This window comes from Devosia sp. 1635 (genome assembly GCF_013185955.1).
Lineage (GTDB): Bacteria > Pseudomonadota > Alphaproteobacteria > Rhizobiales > Devosiaceae > Devosia.
The window spans coordinates 43,802-63,004 of the sequence record NZ_JABAOM010000006.1; the positions used below are offsets into that span (position 1 = coordinate 43,802).

At 63.0% G+C, this 19,203-nt stretch carries 17 protein-coding genes; 5 read left to right on the forward strand and 12 right to left on the reverse strand.

Going from position 1 to position 19,203, the window contains the following annotated elements:
* Nucleotides 1–58: 58 nt before the first annotated feature.
* Nucleotides 59–1,846, reverse strand: coding sequence for a hydantoinase B/oxoprolinase family protein (locus tag HRU92_RS18640; RefSeq protein WP_172125774.1), 1,788 nt, complete (start codon nucleotides 1,844–1,846; stop codon nucleotides 59–61).
* Entirely contained in the window at nucleotides 1,843–3,924 is a 2,082-nt protein-coding gene (locus HRU92_RS18645; protein WP_210258726.1) for a hydantoinase/oxoprolinase family protein, read from the reverse strand. The genes HRU92_RS18640 and HRU92_RS18645 overlap by 4 nt, the downstream gene beginning before the upstream one ends.
* Before the next feature lie 344 nt (nucleotides 3,925–4,268).
* On the opposite strand from HRU92_RS18645, the gene HRU92_RS18650 reads away from it, so the two are divergent.
* Genes HRU92_RS18650 through HRU92_RS18665 form a run of 4 tightly spaced genes read left to right on the forward strand, consistent with a single transcriptional unit; the run spans nucleotide 4,269 to nucleotide 9,170 of the window.
* Nucleotides 4,269–5,366, forward strand: coding sequence for a substrate-binding domain-containing protein (locus HRU92_RS18650; protein WP_172125773.1), 1,098 nt, complete (start codon nucleotides 4,269–4,271; stop codon nucleotides 5,364–5,366).
* Nucleotides 5,363–6,949, forward strand: a complete 1,587-nt coding sequence (locus HRU92_RS18655; RefSeq protein WP_210258725.1) for a sugar ABC transporter ATP-binding protein — start codon at nucleotides 5,363–5,365, stop codon at nucleotides 6,947–6,949. Before HRU92_RS18650 ends, HRU92_RS18655 begins: the two co-directional genes overlap by 4 nt.
* Nucleotides 6,946–7,938 carry an ABC transporter permease gene (locus HRU92_RS18660; RefSeq protein WP_172125772.1) on the forward strand — a complete coding sequence of 331 codons (993 nt, stop codon included), beginning with the start codon at nucleotides 6,946–6,948 and terminating at the stop codon, nucleotides 7,936–7,938. Before HRU92_RS18655 ends, HRU92_RS18660 begins: the two co-directional genes overlap by 4 nt.
* Nucleotides 7,935–9,170, forward strand: a complete 1,236-nt coding sequence (locus HRU92_RS18665; RefSeq protein ID WP_248307257.1) for a Zn-dependent hydrolase — start codon at nucleotides 7,935–7,937, stop codon at nucleotides 9,168–9,170. The genes HRU92_RS18660 and HRU92_RS18665 overlap by 4 nt, the downstream gene beginning before the upstream one ends.
* Here HRU92_RS18665 and HRU92_RS18670 read toward each other — a convergent pair.
* Nucleotides 9,164–10,102, reverse strand: coding sequence for an aminoglycoside phosphotransferase family protein (locus HRU92_RS18670; protein ID WP_173088884.1), 939 nt, complete (start codon nucleotides 10,100–10,102; stop codon nucleotides 9,164–9,166). The genes HRU92_RS18665 and HRU92_RS18670 overlap by 7 nt on opposite strands.
* A gap of 427 nt (nucleotides 10,103–10,529) precedes the next feature.
* On the opposite strand from HRU92_RS18670, the gene HRU92_RS18675 reads away from it, so the two are divergent.
* Nucleotides 10,530–11,756, forward strand: coding sequence for a PQQ-dependent sugar dehydrogenase (locus HRU92_RS18675; RefSeq protein ID WP_172125770.1), 1,227 nt, complete (start codon nucleotides 10,530–10,532; stop codon nucleotides 11,754–11,756).
* Nucleotides 11,757–12,204: 448 nt separating this feature from the next.
* Here the strand turns inward: HRU92_RS18675 and HRU92_RS18680 are convergent, their stop codons facing one another.
* The 9 genes from HRU92_RS18680 to dctP form a co-directional block, all read right to left on the reverse strand.
* Nucleotides 12,205–13,236: a 3-carboxy-cis,cis-muconate cycloisomerase gene (locus tag HRU92_RS18680; protein WP_172125769.1), complete on the reverse strand. Its 1,032-nt coding sequence runs from the start codon at nucleotides 13,234–13,236 to the stop codon at nucleotides 12,205–12,207.
* A gap of 18 nt (nucleotides 13,237–13,254) precedes the next feature.
* Nucleotides 13,255–13,875: a protocatechuate 3,4-dioxygenase subunit alpha gene (pcaG, locus tag HRU92_RS18685; RefSeq protein ID WP_172125768.1), complete on the reverse strand. Its 621-nt coding sequence runs from the start codon at nucleotides 13,873–13,875 to the stop codon at nucleotides 13,255–13,257.
* A complete protein-coding gene (gene pcaH / locus HRU92_RS18690) occupies nucleotides 13,875–14,621 on the reverse strand; it encodes a protocatechuate 3,4-dioxygenase subunit beta (RefSeq protein WP_172125767.1) in 747 nt (248 codons plus the stop codon). Before pcaH ends, pcaG begins: the two co-directional genes overlap by 1 nt.
* Nucleotides 14,618–15,007: a 4-carboxymuconolactone decarboxylase gene (gene pcaC / locus HRU92_RS18695; RefSeq protein WP_127751917.1), complete on the reverse strand. Its 390-nt coding sequence runs from the start codon at nucleotides 15,005–15,007 to the stop codon at nucleotides 14,618–14,620. Before pcaC ends, pcaH begins: the two co-directional genes overlap by 4 nt.
* Nucleotides 14,985–15,794, reverse strand: coding sequence for a 3-oxoadipate enol-lactonase (pcaD, locus tag HRU92_RS18700; RefSeq protein WP_173088885.1), 810 nt, complete (start codon nucleotides 15,792–15,794; stop codon nucleotides 14,985–14,987). The genes pcaC and pcaD overlap by 23 nt, the downstream gene beginning before the upstream one ends.
* Before the next feature lie 42 nt (nucleotides 15,795–15,836).
* A complete protein-coding gene (locus HRU92_RS18705; protein ID WP_127751915.1) occupies nucleotides 15,837–16,274 on the reverse strand; it encodes a type II 3-dehydroquinate dehydratase in 438 nt (145 codons plus the stop codon).
* Nucleotides 16,271–17,578, reverse strand: a complete 1,308-nt coding sequence (locus HRU92_RS18710) for a TRAP transporter large permease (protein WP_127751914.1) — start codon at nucleotides 17,576–17,578, stop codon at nucleotides 16,271–16,273. Before HRU92_RS18710 ends, HRU92_RS18705 begins: the two co-directional genes overlap by 4 nt.
* Nucleotides 17,575–18,093: a TRAP transporter small permease subunit gene (locus tag HRU92_RS18715; RefSeq protein WP_172125765.1), complete on the reverse strand. Its 519-nt coding sequence runs from the start codon at nucleotides 18,091–18,093 to the stop codon at nucleotides 17,575–17,577. The genes HRU92_RS18710 and HRU92_RS18715 overlap by 4 nt, the downstream gene beginning before the upstream one ends.
* A gap of 92 nt (nucleotides 18,094–18,185) precedes the next feature.
* Nucleotides 18,186–19,169, reverse strand: coding sequence for a TRAP transporter substrate-binding protein DctP (gene dctP, locus HRU92_RS18720; protein WP_172125764.1), 984 nt, complete (start codon nucleotides 19,167–19,169; stop codon nucleotides 18,186–18,188).
* Nucleotides 19,170–19,203 lie beyond the last annotated feature (34 nt).

Genomic DNA, 19,203 nt, shown 5'->3' on the forward strand with positions numbered 1-19,203 from the left:
CCGCCTCAGATTCCGAGGCCGGCACGAATGCTGGCCCCGGGTCGGGAACGCTTGGGCTCTAGGCCGAGCGCAGCTGCGCTGTGCGCGCCCCATCCACCGCATTGCCGGAGATGGCGACGCCGTAATGCTGTTCGGCGGCCTCGGCAGAAACCAGCCCTTCCAACACGTCGAACAACACGGCCTGCGGATCACGCTCAAAGGGATTGCCGTAACCACCGCCGCTGGGGCCGCGCGAGATCAGGTGATCGCCGGCCTTGATCTTGTGATAGGGCACCTTGGAAACGAGGTCGGTTTCGCCGCCCGCCTGGTGGATCAGCTTGAGCGAAGCGGTATAGCCGTCCTCGCCGCCCTCATAGCCCCAGGGCCGGTATTTGTGGCCATCCCCTTCCACCGAAAAGGCGCCATCGGCGAGGAAGGTGAACTCGCGCACCGTGCCAATGCCGCCACGGGTGCGGCCGGCAGCGGTGGCGTCGTTGCGCAGCTCATAGCGATCAACCCGGATCGGCAGATGCGACTCGATATCTTCAATCGGATTGTTGCGGGTATTGGCAAAGAGCGTATCCACCGCGTCCATGCCATCCGAGCCGTAGCGGCCGCCGTAGCTGCCTTCCAAAATCTCCATATGAACCCACTGCTTGCCGTCTTCCATGCCCGAAAAGGCGACCACGCGCAGATTGCCAATGCCGGCCGATACCTGTTGGGGCACGGCTTGGGCCAGCGCCTTCATCACGGTGTCGGCCAAGGCATTGCCGGGGCAAAAACGGGCAATCACCGGAGCTGGGAAAATCGGATTGGCGAGGGTGCCGCGAGGGGCGACAATGGTGATGGGGCGGGTGAGGCCCTCGTTCTGGGGAATGCTGCCATAGGTGACGCTGTCCAGAAGGATGGAGCGGAGCGTCAGCCAGATGGAAATATCCACCGTTCCGACCAGCGGCATGTTGATGGGCTTGTCGGGTAGTTGCGGTGCGGTACCGGTGAGATCAACGGTGATGCTGTCGCCCCGCACCTTGAGGGTCACGGCTATGGGCAGGTCCTTGCGCGAGGGATCGGCGTCGTCAAGGAAGCCATCGATGAAGGTTTTGGCGGAATAGTCCCCATCCGGCAGCGCGGCGATGGCCGAGCGCATCAGCCGCTCGGAATAATCGAGCAGGTCCTCAAAGGCGTCCATGACGGTCTTGAGGCTATATTTGTTGACGAGGTCGAGGAACCGTTCGGCGCCGATCTGCGCGGTTTGCACCTGGGCTTCCATGTCCCCGACAACGAGGGCGGAAGCACGGATATTGTCGCGCAGGATCGACCAGACAGCTTCATTGCGCTTACCGGCATCCACCACCTTGATGGCCTTGAACTGCAGGCCCTCGGCATAAGTATCGACGGCATCCACAATGCCGGTGCTGCCCGGCGTTAGTGCGCCGATATCGAGATGGTGCGCTGTGGTGACCGAAAAACCGATCAGCTGTTCGCCCAGAAACACCGGGACAGCAAAGCCCACATCGGGGCCGTGGCTGGCGCCGCCATAGGGATCGTTGTGCATGATGACGTCGCCCGGGCGCAGCGTGTCCCCGCGTGCTTCCATCTGCTTGAGGATGCCGCGCACATAGCCGGGAATCGGCCCAGACTGCAGGGGAGTCGACATCTTGCATTCGCACATCTGCCGGCCGGTGGCGTCGGTCAGGGCGGTGCCGAAATCTTCACTCTCGCGGATAATGGAGGAATAGCTCATGCGCATGAGCTTGTGACCCATTTCGATGGCGATGTTCTCGAGCGCGCCCTGAATCACGGCGCCGGTGACGGGATCAACGCGGGTGGGTGCGGCCACGAGAGTTTCGGTGAGGTTCTGGCTCATTTGGCCTCTCCCAGGGTGATGATGATGCTGCCTGAAGCCTCCACAACGGCGCTGGTCGCGGGCGGCATGACGGTGGTGGAATCTTTTTGCAGGATAATGGCGGGACCTTCGAAAGCCTGGCCGACCGGCAAGGCGGTGCGCCGATAAACTGGCGTGTCAAAGGTCTTGAGCTCGCCTCCAACACGGAAAACGCTTGGCACAGTGCGCACCAGCGCTTCCTCAAGGCTGCCGCTCGCGGGGGCGCGCAGCTTGTCGATCTTGGGCATGCGGCCAATGCCGCTCACCCGCAGATTGACGATCTCGATGGGGCTCGCCTTGAAAGCGTGCCCATATTCTGCCGCATGGGCACGGTGGAAGGCTTCAAAGGTCTCGTTGAGCCCTGCTTCGGTGATGGCGCCACCTGGGAAGGCGATCTTGAGTTCATAGCCCTGCCCCACATAGCGCAGGTCACCAATCCGCTGGAACGACACGTCTTGGCTGGTGATCTTGTCGGCGACGAACTGTGCCGAGAGCTCGGCTTCCATGGCGGAGATATCGCTGTTGATGCGCTCGAGATCGACCGCGCCCGAGACCTGGAACTGCGTGCGCGTCAGGTCATATTTGAGGTCGGTCGTCAGCAGGCCCATGGCCGAGGTAATGCCGGGGAATGGCGGCACGATCACTTCGGGGATGTCGAGCATGCGCGCCACTTCCACGCCATGCAGCGGGCCGGCGCCGCCAAAGGCGACCAGCGCGAAGCTGCGGGGGTCGATGCCCTTTTGCACGGTGCGCGAGCGGATGGCATTGGCCATGTTGGAATTGATGATGGTGAGGATGCCCTCGGCCGTCTCGTTGATCGACATGCCCAGGCGTTCGGAAAGCTCGCCCACCACTTTGCGGGAGGCGGCTTCGTCGAGCGTCATGCCGCCGCCAAGGAAATCCTGCGCGGCAAGGCGACCCAGCACCAGATTGGCGTCGGTCACGGTGGGCTCGGTGCCGCCCCGTCCATAGGCTGCGGGACCCGGCACGGCGCCAGCCGATTGCGGACCGACACGGAAGGCGCCGCCCCGATCGATATGGGCGATGGAGCCACCACCCGCACCAATGGTGTGGATGTCGATCATCGGGGTCAGCAGCGGAAAACCGGCAATGGAGGTGGAGCGCGCATCGGTTTCCGAGAACACCCCATCGACGATGATGCCGATGTCGGCGCTGGTGCCACCGATATCGAAGGTGATCAGGCGATCATGGCTGGTGAGATCACCGATCCACTTGCCCCCCAGCACACCGGCGGCAAGGCCGGACAGCAGGGTCAGGGTTGGTTTTTCCACCACCATCTTGGGGGTGGCGACCCCGCCATTGGAAGCCATGATGCGCAGATCTCCCTGCACACCGATGGCGCGCAGCGCCTTGTCGAGATTGTCGATATAGCGGTCGACCTTGGGGCCGATAAAGGCGGCGAGCGCAGCGGTGGTGAAGCGCTCGAACTCGCGGAACTGGGGGGAGATGAACGACGAGGTGGTGACAAACGCCCCGGGCATCACCTCTTCGACGATGGCCTTGGCTTCCAGCTCATGGGCGGGATTGAGATAGGAAAACAGGAAGCAGATCGCGACCGATTCGACGCCCTCCGCCTTTAGCTCCTGGGCCGCACGACGCACGCCCTCACGATCCAGCGGCTCCAGCTCGGCGCCGGTCGGGGGCACCAGGCGCCCACCGACGGTCTTGCGATGCTGCCGGCGCACCAGCGGGCGGTGCTGCCAGGGCAGTTCCTGGATAATGGAATAATGCTCCACGCGCTGGTGGCGCCCGATATGGATGATGTCGCGAAAGCCTTCATTGGTGATGAGGCCGGCCTTGGCGCCCTTGTTTTCCAGCACCGAATTGGTGGCGGTAGTGGTGCCATGGAACACATAGTCGATACTGGAAGGCTCGACATTGTTCGCCGCACAAAGCTCGGTAATCCCCGTCATCACGCCGCGCGAGGGGTCGTCAGGCGTGGTGGAGACCTTGTGGATGGCGATGTCTCCGCTGGTCATGTCGCAATAAACCAGGTCGGTAAAGGTGCCGCCGACATCGACGCCGATCGTTTTCATCATATTCTCCGGAAGGCTATTCGTCCTTAGCGTTACGGTACTGTGGATGCATAGTCCATAATCTCTTGGTTGATTTTGCACCGCTGATCAGAAGCCGCTCAACTCTCGGGAAGACAGCACTGGCGCCTGGCAGAACACGCACAACTTTGCTCGCTGCGAAGGCATTCGGTGCCGCATTGTTGTTCAGCGGGCGCAACACTTGGGCGAGCTGCTAATTTTCAGCGGCAATCGAACCAAAAACGCCGGAAACGCAGTTGACGAGCGCCGCGAAAGCGGTTGTCAATCGTGGACTATGTATACCCGTGGCGACATGTTGCGGGCGTCTTGGAGAAGGGGACGTGAGGATCATGGCAACAACAACGAGATTGGTGGCGGCCACGCTGGCGCTTGGCTTGCTTTCGGCGGGAGCGACGCAGGCGCAGGACGCCCTGGCAGCAGCGCAGGCGGACCTGGACAAATATACCGGTGTTCCCACGTTCACCGCGCCCGGCGAGCCTTTCGACGCCAAGGCCTGCATGGCCGAAAAGAGCATCCTGTCGGTGCCCGCTTCGAGCGCCGTTCCCTTCGTTGCCACCATTGCCGAAGCCATGGGCGAAATCGCCAAGGAAATCGGCTTTGAATACCAGATCTGGGAAAACCAGGGCCAGCCGACCCAGTGGGTGCAGGGCATCGAATATGGGGTCACCAACCAGTTCGACCTCATCGATCTCCTGGCCGGGGCCGATCCTCGCGTGCTAACGACGCAGATCAAGGCGGCCCGCGATGCTGGCGCCATCGTCACCGCATCCCACCTCACGGGCTTCGAGCAGGAAGTGCCCGGCGGGCTCACTGCCTCCATCCCGATCGACTACAAGCAGGCCGGCAAGCTGCTGGCTGAATGGGCCATCACCAAGACCCAGGGCAAGGCCAATGCACTGGTGCTGATCACCAATGAAGTGCTGTCCACCGAGTCCATGATGGCGGGCATCGAGGAGGTCTTTGCTGCCCATCCCGAGAGCAAATTCACAACGGTGAATGTGTCGATCCCCGATTGGGCCAGCAAGATCCAGTCCAATGTGCAGTCTGCGATCATCGCCGACCCGACCATCAACTATATCCTGCCCATCTATGACGGCATGAACCAGTTCGTGGTACCGGCCCTGACCATCACCGGCGCCACCGACCGGGTGAAGATCGCGACCTTCAACGGCACGCCTTTCGTGCTCGACATGATCCAGAACGGCCAGGTCGAGATGGATATTGGCGAGAACCTCGACTGGATCGCCTATGGCATGCTCGACGCCCAGATGCGCCTTGTTTGCGGCCTCGATCCCGTTACGGACCCTAAGATCCCGCTGGTGATCTTTGACGCCAACAATGCCGCCAGCGCCGGAACACCCGCCGAAGTCTCCAAGGGCTATGGCGACGCCTATGTGCAAGGCTACAAGGAGCTCTGGCAGCTTTGACGCTTCCTCTTACTGCCCCCGCCGGCTCGCCCCAGGGCGGCCCGGCCAGCGCGCTGCGGGTTGAGGCCCTGTCCAAGCATTTCGGCACGACGCGCGTGTTGTCCGACGTGACGCTTGAAATCGCGCCCGGCGAAGTGCACGGGCTGTTGGGCCAGAACGGCTCGGGCAAATCGACCTTCATCAAGATCCTGGCGGGCTTTCACACCCCTGACCAGGGCGGGCGCCTGTTGGTGGGTGGCCAGGAGGTGCCCCTTCCCTTGCCGCCGGGCGAATTTCGCAAGCTCGGCATTGCCTTTGTGCATCAGCATCTGGGCCTCATCGCCTCCATGTCCGTGCTGGAAAATCTGCTGATCGGGGAGCACGCCACAGAGCCACGCTGGCGCATCAACTGGAGCGCTCAGGCCCGTCGGGCCAAGGAATTGTTCGCGCGCTTCGGCCTCGCCCTCGACCCTTATGCCGAGGTGGAGAGCCTCAGTTCGGTTGAGCGGGCGCTGCTCGCCATCGTGCGCGCCTTTGATCAGCTCGAGCAAGCCAAGGGCACGCTCACCAAGCTCTTGATCCTTGACGAGCCGACGCCTTTCCTGCCCGCCAAGGATGTCGGCAAGCTGTTTGACCTGGTGCGCGCCATCGTGGCGCAAGGCGCGAGCGTGATCTTTGTTTCGCACGATATCGACGAGGTCAGCGAGATCACCGATCGCATCAGCGTGCTGCGCGATGGGCAGCTGGCCGGCTCCCTCATCACCAAGTCGGCCAGCAAGGCCGAGATCGTTGAACTCATCATCGGCCGCTCGGTTGATCTGGCCACTATGCGCCCGCCTGAGCGTGAGTTTGGTTCCGAAGTCGCGATCATTGCGGGCCTGCGAGGCGGCGCGGTCGAGGATTTCTCCTTGCGCGTGCGGGGCGGAGAAGTGGTGGGGATCACCGGGTTGATCGGGTCAGGCTATGACGATGTGGTCAGCCTGTGCTTTGGCGCCACCCAGGCGGACGCGGGATTCCTGACGCTTGAGGGCACCGAGAGCGACTTGAGCCAAGCCACGCCGCATCAGTCAGTGCGCAATGGCACAGCCTTTATTCCCGGTGACCGGCTGACTGCCGGCGTGGTGCCCACGCTCAGCGTCACCGACAATGCCACCCTGCCCATCCTGCGACGCTTTGGGGGCGGCTGGCTGCTCTCGCGCAGCGCCATGCGCGCTGAAGCGGCGCGCCTCAACGCCGCCTTTGACGTGCGCCCGGCCGATCCCGAGGCGCTGATGAGCGCCCTGTCGGGCGGCAACCAGCAGAAGGTGGTGCTGGCCAAGTGGTTCCAGCTGCAGCCCAAGCTGGTGCTGCTGGACGAGCCGACGCAGGGCGTCGATATCGGGGCGCGCGAACAGGTGTTCGGCGAAATCCGCCGCATGGCTGACGCTGGTGCAGCGATCATCTGCGCCAGCTCGGATCATGAGCAATTGGCCGCGATCTGCAATCGGGTGGTCGTGCTGGGCCGAGGCCGCCAGGTGGCGGAACTCGAAGGCGCCGCCATCTCCAAATCGGCCATTGCCGAAAGCTGTTACTTTACCGAAGACACTGGAGCCAAGCTGTCATGACCCAAATCAATGCGGCTCAAGGCACAACCCGGAACAGGAACTGGGTAGTGTGGGGCGAGCGCTATGGCCTCGTTCTGGCCTGGGTGGCGGTGATCATCGTCTTTAGCCTATTGCGGCCGACGACCTTTTTCAGCTGGGCTAATTTCTCCACCATCTTCGGCTCGCAAGCGGTCCTCGTCGTCATGACGCTGGGCCTGATCGTGCCGTTGACGGCCGGCGACTACGATCTTTCCATCGCGGGCAATCTGACGCTCAGTGCCATGGTGATCGCGGTCCTCAATGTTTACTTCGACTGGCCCATCGTGGCGGCAGTGCTGGCGGCGGTAGCCACCGGTCTCGTGATCGGGGCGGTGAACGCCTTTCTCGTCCTTTATTTCCGCATCAACTCGCTGATCGTGACCCTGGGCATGGGCACGTTCCTCCACGGCATCACGCTGTGGATCTCGAACTCCAACACGATCAGCGGCATCGATTTTGCCATCACCAATGCGGTTATTGTCACCCGCTTGTTCGGCATTCCCATGGCCTTCTATTACGCGCTGATCGTTGCGGCGATCATCTGGTATATCTTCACCTTCACCGCCGCCGGTCAGCGCCTGCTGTTTGTGGGCCGCGGGCGTGAAGTCGCCCGGCTCTCGGGCATTCGCGTCGACCAGGTTCGCGCGGTCACTTTCCTGGTTTCGGGAGCTCTGGGCGGCCTGGCCGGCGTGCTGTTTGTCGGCTCGCTGGGCGCGGCTGACCCCAATTCGGGCCTCACTTACCTCCTGCCTGCCTTTGCCGCGGCATTCCTGGGTGCTACCAGCATCACGCCCGGTCGCTTCAACCCCATCGGCTCGGTGATCGCCGTCTATTTCCTTGTGACCGGCATCACGGGCCTGTCGATCCTGGGCATCAGCACCTTCGTGCAGGATCTGTTTTATGGCGGCGCGCTGGTCGTGGCGGTTTGCCTGTCTCAACTTGTTCGCGGCCGCCAGGAGCGTTTGTCTTGACCCCCGTCACCATCGACCCCGCGCTGGTTGAAGCCATGATCATGGAAATGGGTGCCATTGGCGCCCATAGCGGCACCGGCGTGTGGCGAACGGTGTATTCGCCCGAATGGGTGGCGGCCAATGACCTCTTTGCCCGCTGGGCCGCCGAAGCGGGCCTCAGTGTCAGCCGCGACGCGGTGGGAAATGTCTGGGGCAAGCTCGAGGGCAGCCAGGGCGGCCCATCCATTGTTTCGGGCTCGCACATCGACACCCAGTGCCCGGGCGGGCGCTATGACGGCACGCTGGGAGCCCTGAGCGCCCTCATTGCCCTGCGGGCGCTCAAGGCACAATACGGCCAGCCCAAGCGGACACTGGAAGCCGTTTCGTTATGCGAAGAGGAAGGCAGCCGCTTTCCCACCGCCAATTTCTGGGGTTCGCGCGCCATCACCGGCGCCATCCAGCAGGGCGATGCCGACAACACCCATGACTTCGAAGGCATGAGCATCGCCAATGCCATGCGCGCAGTGGGCCTTGATCCCAGCCGGATCGCCACGGCGCAGCGGGACGATATCGAGAGCTTTGTCGAACTCCATATCGAGCAGGGCCCGATCCTCGAACATGCCGACCTGCCGGTGGCCATCGTTGATGCCATCACCGGCCTGCGGCACTACCGGGTGACGTTGCGGGGCGAGCAGAACCATGCCGGCGCCTTCCCCATGGATCTGCGCCGTGATCCCATGGCCGGTTTCCTTGAAATCGGCAGTGGCGTGATCAACACCGCCCACCGGCTCGGACGCCCTGCCGTGACCACGATCGGCCGAGTGGAGGTCAATCCCAATGGCGCCGCCGTGGTGCCGCGTGAAATCCGCTTCACCATCGATGTGCGCCACCCCCACCCCGCCAAAGGCGAGGAGCTTTACCGCCTCCATGAGCAATTGATGCTGGAAGTAGCCGCACGGCGCGGGCTCGAGATCGAATGGGATATCGGCACCGAAAAGGCGCCTTGCCTCAGCGACCCAGGCCTTGTGGCCACCTTCCGCCAGGCAGCGGCGGATCAGGGCGTGCCCACCCTCACCATGGCGAGCGGCGCCGGCCACGACACCCAGCAAATGGCCAAGATCGCCAAAACCGTAATGATCTTTGTGCGCTCCGAAAAAGGGCGCAGCCACACGCCTGAGGAGTTTTCAACCATCGCCGACATTGTCGCGGGCATCCAGGTGCTGGCCGCCGGGCTATATAAACTTGCTTACTGATCGTGGGATTTAGCCCATCGCCAGGAGCTGACGAGGCGCCGGATGGCAGCTTGTGCTGGTGGGCCCCAGGTCGCCTTCCCACCGGGCCGACCGTGAACAAGATCATCGCCGATAATCAGGCACACGAGCGCCTTGCCGAGTGCCCAACCGCGGGCACGGCGCAGGGTAGCTGCGTCAATCGCCGGGCGATAGCTGTCCCAGAAGCGATTGATCGCGCCATCAGGCAGCAGCAGCCACGCGGCACCCAGGTCGCAGGCAGGATCGCCTGCACACATGTCGCCAAAGTCAACGACGCCGCAAAAATCACCTCCTCTGGTCAGCAGATTGGCCGGGTGTAGGTCCGCATGAAGCCACATGGCTTGGCCCGTCCATGCAGGAGCGGTCACGGCGTCAGCCCAGATGTCCCGCAGATCATCCGGATCGGCGATCAGCCGACGATCGGTTGCCTCTTTCAGGAACCGGGCAACACCTTCGCTGGATGTAGCCAGGGATCCGCCTCTGCCGTGTCGCCCGATTGGTGCAGCAGGAGGCGCGGGGTGGTGAAGCGCTGCCAGGAAAGCGGCAAGGCTGTCTGCGGCTTGAAGGCCAAGAGTCGCAGGGGCGCGGTCCGCAGGCTCGCCAGGAACCCAGGTCGTCACGATCCATGTGCGCGGGAACAGCTCGGAAGGTTGCCCAAGTCTTTTGGGGACAGGTATCGGCAGCGGAAGACGCGGGGCCATGGCAGGCAAGAAAGCGAACTCCTTGAGGAGCAGCTCATCCGCATCTTGGGTCGACCAGGGCAAACGAACTGCGAGTTCGTCCCCAAGCCGCCACATCTGGTTATCCCAACCCAGAGCCCCCAAAGCCAGCGGCAACTCGGCCAAGTCCGGGTGCTGTTCGCCAAGCAGCTTCGCGATCAGGTCCGCGTCGAGTGCCGCCTTGGTATCGCTCATTCGGTCGCCCTTGTTGGATGATGCTCGCCGCACGAATAATGCCGCTGCTGGTAGGCAGCAGACCAAACAGCACAAATTGTGGCCACGCCGGGGACGCGCCAAGCAGGCGGCCGAGATGTCTGCCCTTTGCCTCCTGGTTCACCCTCGACAGCTGAAATGGGGTCGCAGCGTTCGGGGCAGTGAGTGCGCCGCAGTCGGTTGTTCTCCGCGGGGTATACGGTTTGGACGCTGCCCCAGCCGGTTGCCAGCCGATCGACCCCGCTCGCCCGAGTGCCGTGTTCAATGGAGGACCCGCTGCAACCGGTCAAAATGTATTGACCCCGTTGATGCAACGGGAAGGAAGGTCGGGGATTGCTCCAACCAGGTGGTCGTTGCCGGTCGCCCGGAAAACACCGCCTTCCTGCAGTTATCACAATGGGAGTTCTCGATGCCTCGCCTTTCCTTTTTGCTTGTCGGGACCGTACTCTCCACGGCGGCACTGATGCCCCCTGTATTGGCGCAAGCGCCCACCGTGCAGACGCAAGCCCCAAATGCGCCTGATCAGGAGCCGGCCTTCGCCCAGCAGACGCGAGCACCACTGCCGGAAAACCCCGCTGCTGTTGAAACGGAAGTGGTGGCAAGTGATCTGCCGCAACTTTGGGCGCTGGAATTTCTTCCGGACAACCGCATGTTGGTGACGGCCAAAGCCGGGGCGCTGCACATCATCAGCGAAGATGGCAAAGTGAGCGCGCCGGTCGAGGGTGTTCCCGCTGTCGACAGCGAAGGACAGGGGGGGCTGCTCGACGTGGCGCTGGCGCCGGACTTCGAGAGCTCAGGCCTGATTTTCTTTTCGTTCTCCGAACCGCGCGAGGGCGGCAATGGCACATCCGTGGCCAAAGCCCGACTGGTGATGAACGATGATGGCGGCGCCAGCCTCGAGGATATGGAGGTGATCTTCCAGCAAATGCCCACCTATGACGGCACCAAGCACTTCGGCTCTCGCCTCGTGTTCGGCACCGATGGATCCTTGTTTGTTACCGTAGGCGAGCGTTCCGACGTGGAGCCGCGGGTGCAGGCACAGGATCTAGGCTCTGGCTTGGGCAAGATCTTCCGCATCGACCAGAATGGCGATCCGCTTCCCGACAATCCTTTTGTGGATGTGGAGGGCGCCCTGCCCGAGATTTGGAGCCTTGGGCACCGCAACATGCAGTCGGCGGCGCTGGACGGGCAAGGCCGTTTATGGGCAGTGGAACATGGGCCCAAGGGCGGTGACGAACTCAATCGTCCCGAGCCTGGCACCAATTATGGCTGGCCTGAAGTCACCTACGGGATCGACTATAGTGGCAAGCCGATCGGTGAGGGCATCACCCAAGACGCTGAAACCACCCAGCCGGTCTATTATTGGGATCCGGTGATCGCCCCATCAGGCATGGCCTATTACGAGGGGGATGAATTCCCGCAATGGCAGGGTGCGTTTCTGGTTGGTGGGCTGGTGGCGCAATCCATTGTTGTCCTGCACCTCAACGACAAAGATCAGGTCGAAACCGAGGAATGGGTGCCGCTCCAAGCCCGGGTGCGGGATGTCAAGGTCGGGCCTGACGGCGCGGTCTATGCAGTAACCGAAGATGCCGAACGGGGCACCTCCGAGATCGTCCGCATCACCAACGCGTCGTAAGCTCGACCGGAGCTTGCATTGGCGCGGCGTGATAAACCCGAGTTGCCGGCACGTCCTTTGCGGCCGGCACCTCGAGAACCGCGCTCTTGCCGGCCGCCAGCCCTCTACTCTGCGCCCCGTTTCGGTTGGGCGCGCTCGTTTGAGGCTGTCTCAGAACCCGCCCGTCCGCCGACGCATAGTCGGAATCGAATTGCCAAGCAGCTCACCGAACGCCGTGATCCGAGATGAGAGAATGCGCTCTGGCTGAAATCTCGGCACGCGTGCAGCAAAGGTCAGCACCGCCGATTAGCCGGCCTGGCTCATGCAGAGCTCTGACGCAGATTAGGGTAAGAATGGCGGAGAGGGAGGGATTTCTGCGAGGCCCATGATCTGCGGCGCAGCGCCGAGGATCTGACCAGGTATCTGCCCGCCATGCTGCGCGTCCACGCGAATTGCAATGTATGCTGCGCTAGCGCAGTTCCACCTGATCGAGCACCTCCAGACCCAGCCGCAGGCTGGCGCCGGTGTTGAGTAGCATGGGCGGCAAAGTCAGCCATTCGAGGGTCCAGGCTGCGCCCGAGCGCTCATATTCATGCACCATGGCCTGTTGCAGCGTGCCGGCCAGGCCCGCATTGGCGCGGGCCAGCGCCACCAGCACCTCGGCATTGACCGGGTTGGACTTGTGCGCCATGGCCGACGAGCCGCCCCCGCCGTGCAGCTGCACTGCTGCCACCTCATTTTGCGCCAACAAGGCGATATCCGCGCCGATCTTGCCCAGACTGCCGCTGATCATCGCCAGGAGATTGCCAAGCGCCACGATGGGGTCGCGCGTGGCCTGCCAAGGGGCAGCGAGTCCCAGATCAAGCCGCCGCGCGAGGGCTGCAGCAATGGCGTCGCCTTGCCCGGCAAAACTGCCGCGATCCCCCACCGGCCCGCCCAGTTGCACCACGAGCAGGGTACGGCGCATGGACAGCAGCTGGCGCAAATAGCGCTGCAGGGGCTCGCGCCAACTCGCGAGCTTGGCGCCCCAACTGGTCGGCAGTGCCACCTGCATGCGGGTATGGGCCATCAGCTCCCGCTCGCCAGCCGTTTCCGTCAGCCGGTCGAGCTGCCCCAGCAGGGCGCTCAGCCGCTCCTCATAAAGATCAAACAGCTCGGCGAGCTGCAGCATCAGGGCGGTATCGATGATGTCCTGGCTGGTCGCGCCCTTGTGCACGGCCGCGCAATGCGGCTCAGCAACCAGCCCCCGCAATTGCCGCACCAGCGCGGGCACCACAACGCCATCCTGGGCCATTCCGGCCGCCAGAGCTTGCCAATCGGGCACAAAGTCGTTGATGCCGGCAGCCACTGCGGCCGCCGCATCTTCGCTGATCCAACCGCACTCGGCGCTCGCCTCGGCCAGCGCCTTTTCCACCGCCAGCATGGCCGTGATCTGGGCGTCATCGGAGAGTAGGCTGGCGACTTCGGCGTCGCCGGTGAGGGCCCCGAGCAAGGTGTTCATAGCCGTCACTCCCCCCGCTCAAATGTCGAAGAACACTGTTTCTTTGTCACCCTGCAGGTAAATGTCGAGCACATAGCGCGGCACCGTGCCCTCCTCGCGCCGGGCAATCAGCGTCTGCCGGCGGCGCGGATCGGGGATCCTGTTGAGCACGAAATCGGCCGCATTGGCTTCCGCTTCATCGGCGAAATAAAGCCGCGTTTGCAGCCCGATATTGATGCCTCGGGCCACGATCCAAAGGCTTACATGCGGCGCCATCGGCTTGCCGTCCGGCCCTGCTACGGGACCAGGCTTGATCGTCTCGAAGGTAAAAACACCCTCGGCATTGACGGGCTGGCGGCACCAGCCGGTAAAAGGGGGGGCCGAATTGCTGTTGGGCCCCATGGGCGCCGCGAAGGCGCCGCTCGCATCGGCCTGCCAGATTTCGACCACGGCATCGCCAACCGGTGAGCCCGCGCCATCGACGATGTGGCCAACGATCTCGATGCGCTCGCCCACCGTGTGGGGCGTCAGCATGGCCAGGCCCGGATCGGCGTCATAGATGCCGTGGATTTCGGCAAAGTTCGGCGTCATGCCGATATGCACATAAGGCCCGGCCGTTTGCGAGGGCGTTTCGCGCAGGGTTGGAACAGGGTGCAACATCAGTTCCCCTCCAGCTTGTTTTCGAACATGGTCGAGCGGCGTCCGCGCAGCACGATGTCAAAGCGATAGGCGAGCGCGTCCATGGGCGTGGTGTTGTGGCGATCCAGCCGGGCGATCAGCTGCTCGATGCCAGCCTTGTCGGGCACGGTGCCCACAATCGGGCATTGCCAGATCATCGGATCGCCTTCGAAATACATCTGGGTGATCAGCCGCTGGGCAAAGGCGTGCCCGAACACGGAAAAATGGATATGGGCAGGGCGCCAGTCATTGGCGCCATTGGGCCAGGGATAGGCTCCCGGCTTGACCGTACGGAAGGAATAAAACCCGTTTTCGTCGGTGATGGTCCGCCCACAGCCGCCGAAATTGGGGTCGATCGCGGCCAGATAGCCTTCCCTTTTGTGGCGATAGCGCCCACCGGCATTGGCCTGCCAAAATTCCACCAGCGTATTGGGCACCGCGCGGGCGTTTTCATCCAGCACCTGGCCATAAACGATCATGCGCTGGCCAATCGCCTCGGTCCCATCCTGGCTGTAGTTGCGGATCAGATCATTATCGAGCTGGCCCAGCATCGAATGACCAAAGGTGGGGCCGGTCAGCTCGCTGGCCGTCGCGCCCAGCGCCAGCAGGGGCTGGCGCGGCGCGCGAAAGGTCGTGCTCTTGTAGCCGGGGGTGTTGGCCGGCGGGTGCCAGCTGTGGTCGCGCTGATAGAGGGCGCCATCGGCGCCGGGCAGCATGATCGCGCTCATTGGCTCACCTCATCGCGTTTGGCCAGCTCTTCCTTGGCAATCCGGAAGGCCCGGTTGGCGGCCGGAACGCCCGCATAAACGGCAACATGCAACAGGGCCTCCTTGATGTCGTCGGGCGAGGTGCCCGTGTTGACGCTGGCGCGCACATGCATCGCCACTTCCTCGTCGTGGCCCAGCGCCGCCAAGAGCGCGATGGTCAGCATGGAGCGCTCGCGCTTGCTCAATCCCGGCCGCGACCATACCGAGCCCCAGGCGCCTTCGGTGATAAAGGTCTGGAAATCGTCGTCGAACGCGGTCTTGCGCGCGTTCGCCTTGTCGACATGGTTGTCGCCGAGCACGGCGCGACGGGTCGCCATGCCGCGTTCAAAGCTTGGGCTTGTTGCCATAACCGGCCTCGCTGAGGAAAGTGGCGATCAACCCGGCCAAGAGTCCGGGCTGCTCGATGGATGGGATATGCCCGACCCCGGGCATGATCTTGAACTGCGCACCGGGGATGCGCTGCGCGGTCGCCTGCACCAGCTCGGGCAGCGTGGCGAGATCGGCATCGCCGGCCACTACCAGCGTGGGCAGCCCGATAGCGGCAATGGCTTCGGTCAGATCGGTGTCGCGCAGCGTGGCGCAGGTGCCGGCATAACCAATGGCGGGGGTGCGCAGCAGCATGTTGCGCCAACCGGTGACGGCGTCCGCCTCAGCGGCCCGATAGCCCGGTGAAAACCAGCGCTCCACCAGCAGGTCTGCCAGCGCCACCATGCCACCATTCTCAACGGCGGCGATGCGCTCGCTCCACAGCCCGTCATTGCCAATCCGCCCCGCGGTGTCGCACAGGATCAGGGCGCTGAGCCGCTGGGGTTGCGCAAGCGCAAAGCCCTGCGCGATCAAACCGCCCACCGAAACCCCCGCCAAGGCGAGCCGCTCCACCCCCAAATGATCGAGCACCGCCGCAAGGTCGGACAGGTGATCGGCAAGGGCGTAGGGACCCGGGGGCGCATCGCTGAGGCCATGGCCGCGCTTGTCATAGCTCAGGAGGCGATAGTGCGGCACGAGCCTCTCGATCACGCCGTCCCAGATGCGCGCATCGGTGCCGAGCGAATTGACCAGGGCGAGGACTGGCGCATCGGCGCGCCCCTGCACCGAATACCGCAGCACCACCTCGCCGTTGCGCACAAATCCCATGCTTTCCCTCCCACCCGGCGCCAGGGCTGGCGCCGCTCGCCGCTAGCTCCGGCTTTCAATCATATTGAGCAGCGCCGCGACGCCCGTGGCGTAGCCGGAGGCTCCCAGGCCGGCCAGCACCGCGTCGGCCCGCATGGACACATAGGAGCGGTGATAAATCGGCTCGCGCCGGTGCACATTGGAGATGTGGAACTCGATCACCGGCCCCTCGAACATCTTGAGCGCATCGAGCAGGGCAATGGAGGTGAAGGTGAAGGCCGCAGGATTGATGAGGATCCCCGCCCCCTCGTCGATCGCCTCGTGCACCCAGTCGATCAGCTGTTCTTCGCTGTTGGTTTGCCCAAAGACGACCGGACGCTCGCCCGCGGCGCTACGGCAGATCTGCTCCACTTCCGCGAGGGTCGTCGTGCCATAGATCGCCGGTTCGCGCTTGCCCAGCCGGTTCAGATTGGGGCCGTTTAGAACATAGATGGGCTTCATTGCACGGCTCCATAGCCAAACATCCTGGGCAGCCAGAGCACGGTGTCGGGCACGAAGGTAAAGAGGATCAGGGCGCCGATCAGCGTCCACAAAAACGGCATGACATCGCCGATGATCGCCCGCATCGGTGAGCCCGAAATGCGCGTCATGATGAACAACAGCATCCCGTAAGGCGGGGTGATGAGCCCGAGCATGATGTTGACCACGGCAACGACGCCGAAATGCACCATGTCGATGCCCAGCGCTTGCGCCGTCGGGATCAGCACCGGCACGATGACGAGGAGGATCGTCGTGCCTTCCAGCACGCAGCCCAGCACCAGCAGGATCAGGTTGACGATGATGAGGAAGGTCACCGCGTTCAGATCCCACGACAGCAGGATGGTGCTGATCGTGCGCGGGATGTTTTCGATGGTGACGACATAGTTGAACACCAGCGCCCCCGCGATCAGCATGCCGATCGAGGCCGTGGTCTTGGCGCTAACCAGCACCGATTGGTAAAGGTCCTTGGACTTCACCGCCCGGTAGATCAGCACCGACACCAGCAGCGCATAGGCTGCGGCAACAGCGGCCGCTTCGGTTGGCGTCGTGATGCCCCCATAGATGCCATACATCAGCACGACCGGCATGAAGAGGACGGGCAAAGCCTGCCAGGTCATGCGCGGCAGCTGGCGCACCGGCACCGGCGGCTCGATGGGGAAATTCTTGACCCGTGCCGTGACGGCAATCAGCACCATCATGAAACCGGCCATGAGAAGGCCAGGGACCACGCCGCCCAGAAACAGGTAGCCAATCGAGGTATCGGCCACCAGCGCGTACAGCACCATCGGAATGGAGGGCGGGATGATGGGGCCGATCACGGCAGTGACGGCGGTGAGCGCCGCGGCATAGGACGGGGTGTATTTGTTGTCCTTGGTCATCATGTACTGCATCATCTTGCCCGAGCCGGCAGCGTCCGCCACGGCCGAGCCGGACATGCCGGCAAACACGATGGATTGCAGCACATTGACCTGCGCCAGGCCGCCACGGAACCGGCCGACCAGCGCGTCGCACCATTTCAGCAGCCGCTCGGACAAGGTGCCTGAATTCATGATCTCGGCCGCCAGGATGAACAGCGGCACCGCAAGCATGATGTAGTTGGAGTACATGCCGTTGAGAAACTGCTCGGCGACGATGCCGGGGTCCTGCCCTTTCATCAGCAGATAAAGGATCGAGCCACAGATCATCGCCAGCCCCATGGGGAGGCCAAGAAAGGCCAGAACCGTCAACAGCCCCAGCGACAAGCCGAATGCCAGGGAAATGGTCATATGCCCGAACTCACCTTGGTGTAGTCGAAATCGTCCGCGCTCTGGCCCCAGGCCGCCTGCCAGGCGAGGTGGAGCTGGCGCACGATCATCGCCACGGCAAAAATGCCGTAGATGGAATAGAGATAATCGAAGCGGATCTTGAGATAGGCCGTCTTCTCGACCTTCATGAAGGCGATGTAATCGACCACCGCTGGCAGCGAGAGGGTGAACAGCGCAACGAGGGTGAGCGAGGATACCAGCACCATCGCCCTCTTCACCTTGCCACGCGCCGCGCCGTAAAAGATGTCGAAGCGGATATCCTCATCGTCGCGCACGACGAAGGCGGTGCCGAACAGCACCATCCACAGCCACATCACGACGCTGATTTCATGCGTCCAGCCGATGGGCAGGTTGAGCAGGTAGCGAAAGACGATCTGGATGATGAAGACCACGAACATGGTGGCCAGCATGGCCGCCAGCAGGTTTTCGGCGCGCACATGCAGCCACCGGCCGATGCTGGAGAAAGAAGAAGGCATGGCGCAACTCCCGGTGCGCAGCCGCAGCGGCTGGCCAGACATGGATGCTGGGGCGGCACCCCTTGGGAGTGCCGCCGTCGTGAAGTGTGCGGCTAGAGCGCGTTGATGCGGTCGATCACGCCTTCGGGCCAATCCTTGGCCAGATCCGATTCCAGGTATTTCTGCTGGGCAAAGGTGCGGAAGGCCTCGAGGTCCGGCTCATAGACGTCAAGTCCGGTCGTCTTGAAGCGCTCGACGAGCTCGGCTTCGCGCGCCAGATGCTCCTTTTGGCTGAAGTCGATGGCGTCCTTGGCGGCGGCGTCAAAGGCAGCCTGCTGCTCGGGCGTCATCGCGTCCCAGCTTGCCTTGCTGATCACCAGCAGGTCAAAGCCCACCAGATGCGAGGTCAGCACGATCTGCTTCATGACTTCGTAGAACTTCATGTTCTCGACATTGGGCAGCGGATTGTCCTGGCCGTCGATGGCCCCGGTCTGCAGGCCGGTATAAACTTCGGCATAGGCCATCGGCGTTGGATTGGCGCCGATGGAGGTGCCGAGGAACTGCCAGGCATCGCCACCGGGCATACGCAGCTTCACGCCGGCCATGTCTGCTGGCGTATTGATCTTCTTATCGGTGATCAAACCAACCTGGCGGGCGCCGAAATAGGTCGGCCCAAGGATGCGGATGCCAAGCTGGTCTTCCGCCATCTGCTTGAACTCGGCACCGACGTCGCTGTCAAAGAAGGTGCGCAGGTGATCGGCGTCGCGGAACAGATAGGCCGAGGTCAGCACCGACCAAGCCGGAATCTGGTTGGAGATATCCTGGGGCGCGATATTGCCCATTTCCAGATTGCCGCGCTGCAAGGCCACCAGTTCGGTGCCCTGCTTGAACAGATTGCCCCCGAAATAGGGCTCGATGGTCGCGATCTCGGCGATACCCTCGCTCAAGCGGCTCATCATTTCGGCGCGAATGTCCTGTTCAGTGAACACTGCCGAAAACCGGAGCACAGGCTTGCTCTCCTGGGCTGCCACCGGCATGGCCGCTGCCAACAACAGGCCGCCGAGCACCACTGCGCGACGCGTAAATCCAAAACGCATAGTCATCCTCCCATGTGGTCGCCCGCTATCAGGC